General features: G+C 55.7%; 12 protein-coding genes. 6 read left to right on the forward strand and 6 right to left on the reverse strand.

Features of this window, described 5'->3' with window-relative positions; genetic code table 11:
* Positions 1 to 202: 202 nt before the first annotated feature.
* The 6 genes from D1841_RS14235 to D1841_RS14260 form a co-directional block, all read right to left on the reverse strand.
* Positions 203 to 1,078 carry a CBS domain-containing protein gene (locus D1841_RS14235; protein ID WP_160643586.1) on the reverse strand — a complete coding sequence of 292 codons (876 nt, stop codon included), beginning with the start codon at positions 1,076 to 1,078 and terminating at the stop codon, positions 203 to 205.
* A complete protein-coding gene (locus D1841_RS14240) occupies positions 1,078 to 1,995 on the reverse strand; it encodes an alpha/beta hydrolase (RefSeq protein ID WP_160643584.1) in 918 nt (305 codons plus the stop codon). Before D1841_RS14240 ends, D1841_RS14235 begins: the two co-directional genes overlap by 1 nt.
* A gap of 14 nt (positions 1,996 to 2,009) precedes the next feature.
* Positions 2,010 to 2,633 carry a hypothetical protein gene (locus D1841_RS14245; protein WP_160643582.1) on the reverse strand — a complete coding sequence of 208 codons (624 nt, stop codon included), beginning with the start codon at positions 2,631 to 2,633 and terminating at the stop codon, positions 2,010 to 2,012.
* Between the two features lie 16 nt (positions 2,634 to 2,649).
* Positions 2,650 to 3,354 (reverse strand): hypothetical protein, encoded by a 705-nt coding sequence (locus tag D1841_RS14250; protein ID WP_160643580.1) that lies wholly within the window; start codon positions 3,352 to 3,354, stop codon positions 2,650 to 2,652.
* 130 nt (positions 3,355 to 3,484) lie between these two features.
* Entirely contained in the window at positions 3,485 to 4,765 is a 1,281-nt protein-coding gene (eis, locus tag D1841_RS14255; protein ID WP_160643578.1) for an enhanced intracellular survival protein Eis, read from the reverse strand.
* A gap of 91 nt (positions 4,766 to 4,856) precedes the next feature.
* On the reverse strand, positions 4,857 to 5,588 hold the full coding sequence (locus D1841_RS14260) for a histidine phosphatase family protein (protein WP_160643576.1): 732 nt from the start codon (positions 5,586 to 5,588) through the stop codon (positions 4,857 to 4,859).
* 862 nt (positions 5,589 to 6,450) lie between these two features.
* On the opposite strand from D1841_RS14260, the gene D1841_RS14265 reads away from it, so the two are divergent.
* The 6 genes from D1841_RS14265 (at position 6,451) to rlmD (ending at position 15,049) form a co-directional block, all read left to right on the forward strand.
* Entirely contained in the window at positions 6,451 to 7,185 is a 735-nt protein-coding gene (locus tag D1841_RS14265) for a helix-turn-helix transcriptional regulator (RefSeq protein WP_237076349.1), read from the forward strand.
* A gap of 198 nt (positions 7,186 to 7,383) precedes the next feature.
* On the forward strand, positions 7,384 to 9,237 hold the full coding sequence (gene asnB, locus D1841_RS14270; protein ID WP_160643570.1) for an asparagine synthase (glutamine-hydrolyzing): 1,854 nt from the start codon (positions 7,384 to 7,386) through the stop codon (positions 9,235 to 9,237).
* The gene (locus D1841_RS14275) at positions 9,221 to 10,456 is read left to right on the forward strand and encodes an ATP-grasp domain-containing protein (RefSeq protein WP_160643568.1); all 1,236 of its coding nucleotides are present in this window, start codon (positions 9,221 to 9,223) and stop codon (positions 10,454 to 10,456) included. The genes asnB (D1841_RS14270) and D1841_RS14275 overlap by 17 nt, the downstream gene beginning before the upstream one ends.
* A gap of 101 nt (positions 10,457 to 10,557) precedes the next feature.
* On the forward strand, positions 10,558 to 11,283 hold the full coding sequence (locus D1841_RS14280; RefSeq protein WP_237076348.1) for an aspartate/glutamate racemase family protein: 726 nt from the start codon (positions 10,558 to 10,560) through the stop codon (positions 11,281 to 11,283).
* A 203-nt stretch (positions 11,284 to 11,486) separates the two neighbouring features.
* Positions 11,487 to 13,340, forward strand: coding sequence for an asparagine synthase (glutamine-hydrolyzing) (gene asnB, locus D1841_RS14285; protein ID WP_160643566.1), 1,854 nt, complete (start codon positions 11,487 to 11,489; stop codon positions 13,338 to 13,340).
* A gap of 341 nt (positions 13,341 to 13,681) precedes the next feature.
* On the forward strand, positions 13,682 to 15,049 hold the full coding sequence (gene rlmD, locus D1841_RS14290; protein ID WP_160643564.1) for a 23S rRNA (uracil(1939)-C(5))-methyltransferase RlmD: 1,368 nt from the start codon (positions 13,682 to 13,684) through the stop codon (positions 15,047 to 15,049).
* Positions 15,050 to 15,391: the final 342 nt, after the last annotated feature.

Below are 15,391 nucleotides of genomic sequence, written 5' to 3' on the forward strand. Positions count from 1 at the left end.
TACACTTTTTTGTAAAAAATAAGAGGTTTTTTTAATATTTAAACGAGAGGATTCATTCTGCAAAGAGGCTCCGGAACTTGACCGGAGCCTCTTTGCGTGGGCATATGAAAAAAGGGCGGCACAGCCTATAAGAAAACGCCTTTGAAACCCAGCAAACGCCGGATTCCAAAGGCGCAAACAGCAAAGCTCTGCCAGCCTTTTTTCAGTCTAAGTTTCCCAGCACGTCCCAGGGGGTGAGCACTCCCAGAAGCTTCTGATCCTGCCGCCCCTGCTCTGTGATGAAAATCACCGAAACCCGCTGGTTGCGGCCCTTCACCTTCTCAAACATCTCCCGCACCGTGAGGTAGCTGGTGTCCTTTGCTACAAATTCATAGTTCTCCGCGTGCTTTTCCACAGATATGTAGTCCCGCAGGTCGCCAATGGTAGTGTCCGGGGTGATGCCCTCTCCCCGGCTGCCCAGCAGGTAGCGCATGATCACGCCGGAGCTGAACACGCCTAAAAACGTCCCGTTGTTCATCACGGGAATATGGGAAAAGCCGTTTTTGTCCATCACCTCCATCACCCGCATCACCTTCTGGTGGGTGGAGGCTTTCATCACCTGCTCCCCCCTGGTGGCAAACTCCAGGGCCAGGGGCGGCTTGCGCACAAAGTCCAGGATCTCCTGCATGGCCTCCATCAGGGGAACGGAAGGCTCTGCCACCGGGATGCCTTTCAGGTTGGCGTTGTGCGTCAGAAGGTTGCGCAGTTCCCGGCACACATTCAGCTTATCCCGGATGGGCGCGCTTTCTGGATCCTTGGTAAACTCAAACACCACGCTGGAGCATTTCCGCCTGGCATGGCGGTATTTATCCTCCAGTTCATCCTCCAGTTGCTTGTACATGTCTAAAAATGCGTGTACCTTTGTCCCAGACCATTCCACATTTTCACCCCCAAGTCGGCTTTCCTCCGGGCCGGGGCCAGCGGAGGAGGGGCTGCCCTGCTTGCAGGTTTTCCTTGGGCGGGGCGTCCCTTTCTTCCCGTATTTCTCTGCCGCCCGCTTTGGCTGCCGGCCAGAGCGGCCCGCACCGCGCCTGCTCATCAGAGCAGCCCCTGCAGCCAGCCCAGCAGGTCGGCATACACCTGCTCTTTGTCCTTTTCGTTCAGGATCTCATGGCGCATACCGGGATACAGCTTTAAGCCCACCTGCTTCACCCCAGCTTCCCGCAGCCAGTTTGCAACCTGTTTGGGTCCTTCCCCATAGCTGCCCACAGGGTCCTCCTCTCCCGCCACTAGGAATATGGGCAGGTTTTGGGGCACCCGGGCCGCCCACTGGGGGGAGGTTATCTCCGCAAGGCCTGTAAAGAGGTCGTAATACCCGGAAGCTGTGAAGGGGAAGCCGCACATGGCGTCTGCGGCAAAGTCCAGGCACACCTGATCTACTGTAGACAGCCATGCCGCGGAATTTACCGGGTTCTTTATGCGGCTGTTGTAGCTGCCTGTGGCAATTTTATCCAGCAGCCTGCCTGCGGACTTAGGCCCCCGCAGCCTGCACTGCATAGCCGCCAGGGCTTTGCCGGCCCTGATGCCGGGGTTTTCCCCCATGGTGCCGCACAGGATGCAGCCGGAAAGCCTCTCCCCATAGCGGGCCAGGTAAGACCGGGACAGGAAAGATCCCATGCTGTGGCCAAGCAGGAACAGGGGCAGGCCGGGATGTTCCCCGGCGGCCTCGTCCATCAGGGCGTTTAAATCCTGCACCACATGCTCCCAGCCGTTCCGGGCGGCAAAATACCCCTGCTGCCGGGCAGACATGCCATGGCCTGCGTGGTCGTTGGCGCAGACGGCAAAGCCGTTTGCCGCCAGGAACCGGGCAAAGTGGTCATACCGCCCGCTGTGCTCCGCCATGCCGTGGACAAGCTGTATCACCGCCCTGGGGGATTCCCCTGTCCAACTGCGGGAGAAAATCTCCCCTTCTCCGGAGCTTGCCGGGCGCGTCCATTCCTTATAGGCTGTCGTCATGGCTGTTCCTCCTTTTACTGGTTGCCTCCCGACCAGTCCACGTCGTACGTCCGCTCTACAATAAACTTGGTCATCTTGCCTGTGGAAATGTCGAAATTCAAATCGTACTTATAGTCTAACCCGTAATGCAGCCACATAACCTCATCCCCTGTCCAGTCGGGATATTTTTCCCCGGCCATGTCCCGGGTCCACTGGGTGACAGGCACGCCGTCAAAGCTGATTTCCTCCAGTACAGATTCGTCCTCCTCCCCATACAGTTGGAACTCCAGCCGGGCTATTACGGCTTGGCCCAGGGGGGCGGCTTCCTCTGTGGCAAAGGAGATGTGGGCGAAAAGGGAGTCGCTTATCCAAATGCTGCCGCCGGTATAGTAGGAATTTTCCTCCAGCGTGGTGCTGGGATCTACCTCTATCTGCTCATAGTTTTCATCTGACCAGGTGACCTTTAATCCCTTATCCAGCAGGGCCTGCACAGTGGTTTCCCCCACCCGTATCTCAGTCCCGCTCAGGGTGATGGGATACAGGGTTTCTTCCGGCTTTTCCTCTTCTCCCCCCGAACAGGCGCCCAGCCCGCACAGAACCAGCAATAGGGCCAAGGCCAGCCCCAGCAAACGGATTCCAGTGTTTTTCCTTGTTTTCATAGCGTTCACTCTCTCCTTATATTTCATCTTTGTTAAGCAGTGCCTGGGCCTTGGGGCAGCGCGCGCGGATAAGTGCATAGGCCTGCTCCAACTGTTTGGCGTTTTCCAGGTAAATGGAAGGGCTACTGTCCTTAGCGGCAAAGGCTGTGCCGTCCCGGTATTCCACCACCAGGGAAACGCCTGTCCCCAGGCTTTGGCGCACCCGGGTGCTACCTACCGTATAGCCCACCCGGGTATGTTCCTCCCGGGCGTGCAGGCTTTTCATGTCCGCCACCCGGAACACCTGGCAGCCTAAGTCCCTGAAATACAGCCAGTATTCCGGGCCAACCGTAAGCCGGGCAGGGTATTTGTCTGTCAGGCGGTTTGCAAAGCCCGCCTTCCCGCACTGGGGGGCCTGGCTGGCAAAGCCCGCCTGATCCTGGGGGGATAAGGCGCCCAGGGCTTTTTCATAGGAAGCCCGCACCTTTTTCATGGATACGCCGCGGTTCTGCAGCCAGAAGCACAGCCAGATAAACAGGGCAAGCCCCACGCCCACAGGCAGGTGCAGCCGCAGCACATAGCTCCACTCCGCGCCCACCAGGAATCCCAGCGCCACCATCCCCGCCACGCATATGAACATCCACAGGGGCACTTTTTTCATGGTGCCGCTGTTAAATTCCTTCATGTCCTCTGCAAAGTCCTGCATTTCGGCGTCCAGCCAGCGCTTAACATCATTTCCCATACGAACCTCTATCCCTTTCTGAGCAGTTTTGCCGGGAAGGCCTTACAGGCTGTTCCAGCTTCTGTTAAAATTATACACTTTTTTTCAGTGGATTGCAAGGCAGGAAAGGTTTCCGCCCCTTTTTCTCTGCTTAGAAAAGCTCTGTAACATGGCAGGGCTTGGGATAGAACACCTGGGCGAGAGGGGCGGCAGGATTTTCCACCTTTACCTGGGGCATCCAGCGCAGCGCTTCCACACTGTGAACGCCGCACAGCAGCGCGCCCAGTTCCCCTGTGCCCAGGCGGATATCCGGCTTTTCCTGCACGCGCTCCACCTGGTTTTCCGTCCCTTCCCGGAAAGAAAGGCGGAACACAGCATTGTTTTCCTCCAGCAGGGGATCGGCTGCCTCCAGGGTTAAAACCCCATCCCCCTTGCAGGCGCACAGGCCCAGCAGCTTTTCCACGTTTACAGCCCGCACCATGCCGTTAAAGAAGCTTTCCCGCTTCATATGGGCGCATTCCGGCAGCAAAGGGGCCACTGCCGCCCAGGCTGGAAGGGCAAAACGCACCGTTTTGAAATTGGAAAGGAAAGCCCGTCGGATAAAGCTTAGCAGGGCCTGGAAGCCCCGGGCATCCCGGAACAGGAAGCCGTTGCGGGCGCTGAAATCTGTGCGCATGTCCAGCACATCCCCGTCCCGCCCGGCAATGCAGAAGGCGCCTGGTTCTCCCTTTTCATCTTCCCATAGATAGATGTAACGCTTTTCCTTCAGCAGATCCTTTTCCAGAAGCTCCTTGTCATAAACTTCCCGCAGGACGGACAGGTTGCATTCGTGGTAAAAAGCGTTATAGACGGCGAGCAGGGGGGCTAAATCCTCCCCGGGGAAAAGCTGGCGCACCCGCCCCCCAAAGTCTCCCTGGGGCAAGTCCCCCATAGGCACCTCCCACAGGCGGCTTTCCACGCCGTTTGCATAGCCGAATTTCTGATAATACCCTGTGCTGAAGGGGTACAGGGCGGAGAGCGCGTCTCCATGACGATATAAGCCCCTCAGCGCCTCCTGCATACAGGCCCGCACCGCGCCGCCCCGGCGGTTTGCCGGCAGGCTGGCAACGCCGCCCACGCCTCCCAGGCCCACCACGTGCCCGTCAAACCGGGCCTGGAAATGGTTCATCACCAGGCAGGCGCAAGGGGATTCCCCCTCCCCAAAGGCTGCCCAGTAGTCGGCGCTTTTTTCATAGGCAGCGTCCTCGCTAAAGCTGCCTGCTTTGCACTTTTCCTTTTCCTCTGCCAGATCGAAGCTTCCCTCAAAGGCTACCGCCTGAACCAGCCGGGCCTGCCAAAGCTCCTCTGGGCGCAGTTTTCTCACCAGCATTTTTGCCACCTGGCTGCGGGATAAGCCCCGCAGCTCCTTTCTTAAGTAAAATATGTGTTTCATAGCCTGCCGGCGCGGTTCCAATGCGCCCGCATGGAACCGGCAGCAGCCAGAATTTTAAATGCGCTTACTATACCATCCCTGCCGCCGGAAGTCAAGAGCCTGCCTCCGGGGAAAGCCCTTTCCCATAAGCCCGCTCTGCCGCTTCCCGGGCCAGATCCAGCACCAGGTGATCTGCTCCTCCCTCCCCGGCGCCCTGGGGCAGGGTGGCAAACACCTCCATCACCTGCCCGCGCATCCACAGCCCTGGGGTGATGCGCAGGGAATAGCCGCAGCCTGGCTGGCACATCCAATCATAGAAAGGGGCCCGGGGCAGGCCGTAGGCAGCCAGCAGCGCGGTGAGCACCCCGGCAGGGGCGCAGAGCGCCGCCGACACAGCAGACTGCTGGGGCGAGCTTTGGCCCTGGGCCATCAGGTTCTGCACAAGCATTTCAAAGCCCCTGCACACCCGCTGGACAAACACCGGGCTGCTCTCTCCCTCCGGAGGCGCAGACTGCCCGCCTCCTTCCATCCATTGGCGGAAACGGGGATCGTGCTGCAACTCTTGGGCGGTTTTGTTTTCCCATTGGCCGAAATCGCATTCCGCCAGCTCCAGCACCACCTCTGGATCAGCCTCCGGGTAAAGGATTTTCAGGGTGTCCACGCAGCGGGTGGAGGGGCTGGCAAAAAAGCGGCTGGCCCGCGGGTACGGGTGCTCCCGCTTCATGCGGGCCAGCCGGACAATGGACTCTGTGGCAAGGGGCGAATCTGTCCGCCCGATGTAGCGCCCCTCCAGGTTCCCCTCGCAGGGCATGTTCCGGATAAAATGGATGATATAAGATTTCATGGCAGATACTGCAGGATACGGGGCTTATGCAAAAAGAAATCAGAAATTTCTCTTAGGGCTTGTTTGAAAAATCGCAAACACCGTCTTTTTGTCCAAAACAGGCGTTTCCTGTGTTGGAAATCCTCGACAGGCGACAGCCTGTCTTGCGGTTTCCGCCTTGAAAACCACCTTGTTTTGTCTTAAAAATCCGGCACTTTCTCTATTTTCAAACAAGCCCTAAGCCCGGTATCGTTCCTTTCTTTTATAGTTTTACACGCTTTTCCTTCATATAGCATTGCTGTAAAAAAATCACGCAAATTTTAGAAAATAGGAAAAATATATTATCCTTTTATTTCTGTCCGCGCTGTTCCAAAAAGTGAGGAAAACACAGGCTTTTTTTAGAAAAAAAGCCTGCTTATTTCTCGGAAGAAGATATAGAAAAGCGGATTGTACAAAAAATAAGTGTAGAATTATGCAGAATTTACACTTTACATTGTATTTCTCCTGTCCTATAATTAAATACACAAGCGTCTGGGTTTTCTATCCTCTTAGGATAGGCGGCCCGGCTCAAGGGCCTGTTTTGCGAACAGGGAAACGGCCGGATTTTTGCTCAAGGCATGGGGGCGTATGATTTAAGAACCCGCCTGCCTGGGGCGAAAAGGCGGCGCCCGCAGCTTTTCAAAACAAGCCCCAAACCCCATGGCTTACTTTTATCTTTCCTATCAAAATCATAAATCCAAGCAGGGACAAGGGCGCCGGAAGGCGGCGTTTTCAGCCTCTGTGTACGTGCGCGGCCTGTGGCGGGCCGGTGCGCGCCAGACCAGCGAGGTAGAGGTAGATGAAGATGAATTTGAACCGCGACTTTCCCAGGATACTTACCTTATTGCGAAAAGAAAAAGGGCTTAGCCAGAAGCAGGCCGCCCAAGATCTCACCATCCCCCAGGCGCTTTTGTCCCACTATGAAAAGGGCATACGGGAGCCGGGGCTGGAGTTTGTGGTGCGGGCCGCCAGGTATTACGGCGTTTCCTGCGACTATCTGCTGGGCTGCACCCCCCACCGCAGCGGCGCGGTTATTGCCGTACAGGATCTGCCCGGCAGGCCTGTGGGCAGGCCCCGGAAGCATCATGCCTTGGCGGAGTACCACCAGCGGGTGCTTGCAGGCTCTATACATATTGTATTCGCTCTGCTGAAAAAAATCAATAACGAAACCCTGACGCGGGAGGTTTCCACCTTCCTTTCCGCCGCCGTATACCGGGCTTTCCGGGTGCTGTATTCTGCCGGCCCCCGGAACCCCCAGGGGCTTTTCTCCCTGGACAGGGGGCTGTTCACTGCCTCTGTGGAGGCGGGCATGGTGCTGTCTATGGCAAAGAGCAGGTGCCTTCTCAACGGCGAATCGGTAAACGGCAGGCAGGGCGTGGCAAAGGAGGATATTCCGGCCCTGTCCCCCGGCCTTCTGGAGGAGGAGTTCCCCCAGCACGCCCCTGCCCTGTTCGATCTCATCCACCGCACCGAGCAGGCCATGCAGCCAGAGCGGGAAAGCCTGTACACTGTGCGCAGCCAGCAGCCCGGCAGCCCTTATGCGGCAGGGGAGGACGTGCAGAAGACAGCAGACCAATAGGGCAGGGCCAAAAGGCTTTCGCGCCTTTGCGGTGAAAAAACCAACATACGGAAAAAAGTCTGTCATTTCTCAGGAGATTGTGCTATACTAGAGAAAGGACAGGTTTTTTTGCGCCTGCAAACATGCCCGCCCGGTTCCCTGCCCGCTTATTTGCGCAGGGGCATGGCTCTGGGACGGGGAGGAAAGGACGATAGACGTATGTGCGGATTTATAGGCTTCACCGGCGGCGGGGACTCCCAACTGGACAAGGGCGTTTTGCAGAGCATGACCGACGCCATTGCCCACCGGGGGCCGGACGACGCCGATTACTATATGGACGGCCTGGTTTCCCTGGGCTTCAGGCGGCTTTCCATTATTGATCTGGAGGGGGCGCGGCAGCCCCTTTTCAACGAGGACGGCAGCAAGGCGCTGGTCTTTAACGGGGAGATTTACAACTTCCAGGAGCTGCGGGAAGATCTCCTGCAGCGGGGCCACACCTTTTCCACCAAGGGGGATGGGGAAACCCTGCTCCATGGCTACGAGGAATATGGCACAGATCTGCTGAACAAGCTGCGGGGCATGTTTGCCTTTGTCATTTGGGACAAGGAAAAAGAAGAGCTTTTTGGCGCCCGGGACTTTTTCGGCATTAAGCCCCTGTATTATGCCCGGATGGGGGAGGCGTTCCTCTTTGGCTCTGAGATAAAAAGCTTCCTGCACCATCCTATGTTTAAAAAGGAGCTGAATGAAAGGGCGCTGGAGCATTACCTTTCCTTCCAGTATTCCCCGGGGCCGGAGACTTTCTTCAAAAACGTCTACAAGCTGCCCCCCGCCCACTGTTTTACCTATAAAGAGGGGAAGATGGACATTGCCCGCTACTGGCTGCCGGAATTTTCCGCCGAAGAAGACAAGCCTTTAGACTACTGGGTGGACGAGATTGAAAAGGTGTTCGATAACAGCGTGGAGGCCCACAAGGTCAGCGACGTGGAGGTGGGATCCTTCCTGTCCTCCGGGGTGGACTCCAGCTATGTGGCCTGTTCGGCCCATGTGGACAAGACCTTCACTGTGGGCTTTGACAACGGCGAGCGCTATAACGAAACCCACTATGCCCAGGAGCTTTCAGAGCTGATCCCTGTGAAAAATGTGAGCAAGGTCATCACCCCGGAGGAGTTCTGGGGGAACTTCCCTAAAATACAGTACCATATGGACGAGCCGCTGGCAGATCCTTCGGCAGTGGCTTTATATTTCGTGTGCAACACAGCGGCAAAGCATTTGAAGGTGGTGCTTTCCGGCGAGGGGGCCGACGAGATTTTCGGCGGGTACAATATCTACAAGGAGCCGCTGGAAGTGCCCTGGTATGATAAAATCCCCTTCCCCGTCCGCAGGGCCATAGGCGCTTTGGCAGGGCTGCTGCCGGCGCGCAGGGGGCTTAATTTCCTGGTGCGCCGGGGCAAGCGCTTGGAAGACAGGTTTATCGGCAACGCCTATATGTTTACGGAGAAAGAGCGTCGGGCGCTGCTGAAAAAACCCACAGACGCCCAGTCCCCTGCCCGGATGGTGAAGCCCTATTATGACATGGTGCCGGGCAAAGATGCTGTTACCCGGATGCAGTTTGTGGATTTAAACATGTGGATGGTAGGGGATATCCTTCTGAAAGCGGACAAGATGAGCATGGCAAACTCTTTGGAGCTGCGGGTGCCCTTCCTGGACAAGGAGATTATGGCTTTAGCCGGGCGCATCCCCACAAAGTACCGGGTAAACAGTGAGAACACCAAATTCGCCATGCGGAAGGCCGCCCTGCGGCGCATGCCGGAAAAGTGGGCGGGCAAAAAGAAGCTGGGCTTCCCGGTGCCCACCCGGGTATGGCTGAAGGAAGACAAGTATTATAACACGGTGAAGGCGGAGTTTGAAAGCGCCAACGCCCAGCATTTCTTCCACACAGAGAAGCTTCTGAAGCTTCTGGAAAAGCATAAAGAGGGCAAGGCGGACAACAGCCGCCGCATCTGGACGGTGTACACCTTCCTGGTGTGGTACCGCCAGTTCTTCCCGGAGGTGAACCATGGAAAAGCGCAATGATTTCCAGCCTGTGCTTTTGGGCAGCGATATAAACGTATATGGCATGGCCCGATCCTTCCATGAGGCCTATGGCCTTGCAAGCGTGGCTGTGGGCAAAGGGATTTTAGGACCCTGCACCGCCAGCAAAATCGTGAAGGTGGAAGTGGTGGAGCCGGATCTGGAGAACGACGAGGTTTTTGTCCGGACACTGCGGGACTATGCCAAAAAATGGCAGAACACCGGCAAAAAGCTGCTGCTTGTCCCTTGCGGGGACAACTACATCAAACTGCTGGTGCGCAACCAGGACAAGCTGCGGGATTTGTACCGCTTCGAGTGCATTGAGGAAGATCTGCTCATGCGCCTTTCCATCAAGGAAAGCTTTTATGAGGTCTGCACAGAGCATGGGTTTTCCTTCCCCAAAACCACCACATGCTCCTATGAAGAGCACGAACACATCCAGCTCCCCTTTGATTTTCCTGTCATTATCAAGCCCTCCAACTCTGTAGCCTACTGGAACTGCTCCTTTCCCCACAAGAAAAAGGTCTTTGTGGCGGAAACGAAGGAGGAGTTTGACGCGATTTTAAAGGCTATATACTCCTCCAGCTATAAGGATCACCTGATTTTGCAGGAATATATCCCCGGGGACGACAGCAATATGCGGGTGATGAACTGCTACTGCGGCCGGGACAAAAAGGTGAAGCTTATCGCCTTGGGAAACGCCCTTCTGGAGGAACATTCGCCCGAAGGCATTGGCAGCTATGCCGCCATTATAAACGGCTATGACGAAAAGCTTAACCAGCAGATGAAAGGGTTCCTGGAGGGCATTGGCTATGTGGGCTTTGCCAATTTCGACATGAAGTTTGACTCCCGCGACGGCACCTACAAGCTTTTCGAGATGAACCTGCGCCAGGGCCGCAGCAGCTTTTACGTCACCGCAGCCGGGGGAAACCTGGCAAAATGGCTGGTGGAGGATGTGCTGGATCACAAGGAGATGGGCTGCACTGTCATCAAGGACAGGGTGCTGTGGACGATTATCCCTACAAAGATTATTTTTGAGTATGTCCGCTCCGAGAGCGCCAAAGCCGAGGCCCAGGCCCTTTTAAAAGCGGGCAAGGTATGCCATTCTTATTATTACCAGGGCGACCGATCCTTTAAGCGCTGGGTAAACTACCGGAAAAACCAGTTCCACTATTTTGAGAAGTATAAGCGTTACTTTAACAACAAGGCCCTGCGGGACTAGATGCCTCCGGCAGGCAGGGGGTGCTTTTCAGGAAAGCACCCCCCTGCACCCCCGAAACCTTTGCCGGGGGTTCCTGCTGTTTTTAGGAAGGAGGGCTTTTTTTGGCCGAGAAAAAAACCCTGGGCATTATCGGAGGCATGGGGCCTATGGCTACAGCCTACCTTTTACAGCTTATCATTGAAATGACGGACGCAAAAACCGATCAGGAGCATTTGGACGTGATTGTTTTCAACCGCCCGGCTGTCCCTGACCGTACAGCCTATATCCTGGACAACACAAAGCCTTCCCCTTTGCCCGTCCTGCGGGACGCGGCCCAAAAGCTTACGGGCCTGGGGGCCGGGGTGCTCTGCGCGCCCTGCGTCACCTCCCACTATTTCTATGAAGCGCTTTCCGGCGGGATACCCGTCCCCTTTGTGCATATGCTCCGGGAAACGGCGGAGGAACTGCGGCGGGCTGGAAGAAGGAAAACCGGCGTGATGGCAACCACAGGCACCGTGCGCATGGGCCTGTTCCAGTCTGCTTTAGGGGAAGCGGGCATAGAGGCGCAGCTTCCCTCCCCTGCCTGCCAGGAGCTGGTAATGTCCATGATTTACGATGAAATAAAGGCAGGAAAGCCAGCCAGCCCGGAAAAGTTCCAGGCCGCGGAGGAGGAGCTTTACGCCCAGGGCTGCGACAGCATTGTGCTGGGCTGCACAGAGCTTTCCCTCATCAAGAAAAGCGCGCCTCTGGGGCCGGGATATTTGGACGCCCTGGAAGTGCTTTCTAAGCGCTGTGTGCAGCTTTGCGGCGGCGCATTAAAGGCGGAATACGAAAACCTGCTGACATAAAAAAGGGGAGCGTCTAAAACGAAGAGCTAATAAATTGAAATTTATCAATTTAAGGAATTGGTTTTAGGATCAACCCCTTTTTTAAAAGGGGTTGCAGGGTGTGGGACGGAGTCCCGCGGTTTTGCGCTGCAGATATAAAACGCGCTGTCTGGACACTCCCTAAAAAAGCCCCGCCCACCCAGCAAAAAAAGGAGTGACGCAAAATGTGCGGATTTGTAGGATTCATGAACAGCCCCCAGGTGCAGGAGCCTGGCCCGGTTATCCGCGCCATGGCAGACCGCATTATCCACCGGGGGCCGGACGACGCCCATTATTATGACAGCAAGGATATTTCCCTGGGCTTTAGGCGGTTGTCCATCATTGACCTGGAGGGAGGGCGCCAGCCCATTTTAAACGAGGACGGCAGCAAGGTGCTGGTGTTTAACGGGGAAATTTACAACTACCAGGAGCTGCGGGAGGATCTCCTAAAGCGGGGCCACAGCTTCACCACAAAGTCCGACTCCGAAACCATCCTTCACGGCTATGAGGAATTCGGCCCGGAGATTTTGCAGAAGCTGCGGGGCATGTTTGCCTTTGTGATTTGGGACAAAAACAATAAGAAGCTTTTCGGGGCCAGGGATATTTTCGGCATCAAGCCTTTTTACTATTATAAAAAGGACGGGCAGTTTATGTTCGGTTCGGAGATTAAAAGCTTTTTATCCCATCCCTGCTTTGAAAAGGAACTGGACGAGGCGCTGATACCGGAATACCTTTCCTATGAATACATTCCCGACGAACGCACCATTTTCAAAAATGTGTGGAAGCTGCCCGGCTCCCATTGCTTCACCTACCAAAACGGCGAATTGCAGGTGGAACGGTATTACCGCGTCCAGTATAACATTGAGGAGGACAAATCCCTGGAATACTGGGAAAAGGAGATAACCCGGGAGTTTACCGAGTCTGTGGCCATGCACCAGATAAGCGACGTGGAGGTGGGCTGTTTCCTGTCCTCCGGGGTGGATTCCAGCTATGTGGTGAAGGAGATTTCCAAGGGCACAAAAAAGGTGAAAACCTTTTCTGTGGGCTATGAAGAGGAAAAGTACAGCGAGCTTTCCTATGCCCAGGACTTTTCCAAGGTGGTGGGAGTGCCCAACATCTCCAACAAGGTGTCTGCCGATGAATTTTTCGACGCCATGCCGGAAATCCAGTATTTTATGGACGAGCCTCTGCCCAACCCCTCGGAAATCCCTCTGTATTTCCTGGCAAAAAATGCCCGGAAATACGTGAAGGTGGTGCTTTCCGGGGAAGGCGCGGACGAGCTTTTCGGAGGCTACCCCATGTACCTGCAAGGGGGGCACTTCCAGGATTATACCAAAAAGGCCCCCCGCCCCCTGCGGAAAATGGCCGGGGCTGTGGCTGGGCGCTTGCCGGAGTTTAAGGGCAAGCATTTCCTCGTGCGGGGGGCTATGGAGCCTTGGCAGCGGTTTATGCGGGCAAACTACGTGTTCCAAAGCGGGGAGCGCCAGAAATTCTTAAAGCGGCCCATCACCTCCAGGCTGCCGGAAGAATACAGCAAGCGGTACTTTGACGAGGTGCCAGACTTGGACGAGCCTACCCAGCTTCAGTATGTGGACATGCACACCTGGATGATTTACGACATCCTCTTAAAGGCCGACCGCATGAGCATGGCAAATTCCTTAGAGCTGCGGGTGCCCTTCTTAGACAAAAAGATGCTGGAGCTTTCCACCCGCATTCCCACCCGGTTCCGGGCCGACTGCGCCACAGAAACCACCAAAAAAGCCCTGCGCTCCGCCGCCATCAAGCAGCTTCCCGAGCGCACCGCCAACAAGAAGAAACTGGGTTTCCCGGTGCCCCTTTCCGACTGGCTGCGGGAGGACAAGTATTACAACAAGGTAAAGGCGGCTTTCCAAAGCGATATTGCGGAAAAGTTCTTTGTCACAAAAGAGCTTATGAAGCTTTTGGACGACCACAAAGCGGGCAAGGCGCGGAACATGCAGAAGATATGGTCTTTCTACACCTTCATCGTCTGGTACGACCAGTTCTTCGTGAAAAACTGAGGGATATCCGTGTGTATAAAATTCCCAGAGTGACTAAAACGCAGGGTTTAGAGAAGGGAAATCCAAAATTGCAAAAGGATTGGTTTTAGGATCAAAACATTCCCTTTGGAAATGTTTCCCCTTCTTTCAAAAGGAGCCGCTGCGTGCCATGTGGCAAAACGCAAACGCTATGCGTTAGCGTTCCCGTCCAGAGCCGACCGAGTCGGCAGGCGAGAAGCAGGGTGCGGGACAGAGTCCTGCGGCCTTAGTCACCTTGCGGAAAACTCTTTGGAACAGGTATTCCTTGTCCCCTGCCCCTTCTGGAGGGCAGGGGATTTGTATACCGGGCAGGGGAGGGCACTATGGCTTTACAAAAAAACGATATGATAGAGCTTGTCTTTACAGGCGTTACAGCCCAGGGGGCGGCCCTGGGCCGGCATGAGGGGATGGCGGTTTTTGTGCCCCTGGGCGCTCCTGGGGACAGGGCGCTGGTGCGCATTGTCAAGGTGGAAAAAAATTTCTGCTATGGCAGGCTGGAGCAGGTGCTGGAGCCTGCCCCCTGCCGGGTTGAGCCGGACTGCCCTTATTTTGCCCAGTGCGGGGGCTGCTGCTTCCGGCACATCTCCTATGAGGAGGAGCTGCGCTTAAAGCAGCAGCGGGTTGCAGACGCCCTGGAGCGCATAGGGGGCTTTCACAGTTTACCGGTGGAGCCTATCCTAGGGGCGGAAAACCGGCAGGGCTACCGGAACAAGGCCTTGCTGCCCTTGGGCAGGGACAGGGACGGCAGGCTTGTTATGGGGTTTTACGCGGTCAACTCCCACCGCATTATCGACTGTCAGGCATGCCGCCTGCACCCGCCGGAGTTCAACACCCTGATGGAGGCCTTCCGGGCCTGGGCTGAGAAAAGCGGCGAGACAGTTTATGACGAAACCGCCCACAAGGGCACCCTGCGCAGGCTTTACCTGCGGAAGGGGGCGAATACCGGGGAGGTAATGGCCTGCGTGGTGATAAACGGCGACAGGCTGCGGGACGAGAAATCTTTGGTGGGCGCGCTGCGGGCGGCAGTGCCGAAGCTTACCACCGTGGTGCTCAACATAAACCGGGACAAAACCAATGTGGCGCTGGGGCAGAGGCTGCGCACCCTGTACGGCCCGGGATACATTCAGGATAATCTCTGCGGTCTCACCTTCCGGATATCCCCTCTTTCTTTCTACCAGATAAACGCCGCCCAGGCACAGCGCCTTTATGAAAAGGCGGCGGAGTTTGCAGCCCTCGCGCCTGGGGATACCCTGCTGGATTTGTACTGCGGTACCGGCACCATCGGCCTTTCCATGGCCTCCCAGGCCGAAAGCCTTACCGGCGTGGAGGTTATCCCCCAGGCTGTGGAAAATGCCCGGGAGAACGCCCAGCGCAACGGCGTGGGAAACGCCCGGTTCCTTTGCGCAGATGCCTCCAAGGCCGCAGCACAGCTTGCGCAGGAAGGGGCATGCCCTCAGGTCATTGTCCTGGATCCCCCCCGGAAGGGCTGTTCCCCTGCCCTTGTCCGCACAGTGGCCTCTATGAACCCTTGCCGTATCGTCTATGTTTCCTGCGATCCCGCCACCTTGGCCCGAGACTTGAAGCTGTTCGCGGAGCTGGGCTACCTGCCCCAGAAAGTCGCGCCAGTAGATATGTTCCCCGGGACAGGGCATGTGGAGACTATTGTGTTGATACAAAAGAAAACCTCGTAGAAATCCTTTATTTTAGGCACTTTGCGAAGCATTTCATGTTCACTTCGGAGGGTGAAAAAATCCGAAATAAGCACCTCAAAAACTACTTTGATGTTTCAGTGGTAGTTGATATCGGGTGTGGGAACACAAACGGAAAATAAAGGGTTTGGGCAATTAACGTGTCTATGTAGTGTCCACCTTGTTGATAAAAAGCGGGCAACAGGCTCTTAGAAATTGAATGGGATAGGCGTATCATTAGAGATAGTGGTACGCTTATTTTTTTGTTCGAATCGTACCTTTGATTGGCCAATGTCATTAAGTTAAAGGTATAAAAGAGCAAAATAAGAAAAAAGCATAAAAAAG

Origin of the sequence: Neglectibacter sp. X4, from assembly GCF_009917365.1 — a bacterium.
Taxonomy (GTDB): Bacteria; Bacillota; Clostridia; order Oscillospirales; family Acutalibacteraceae; genus Acutalibacter.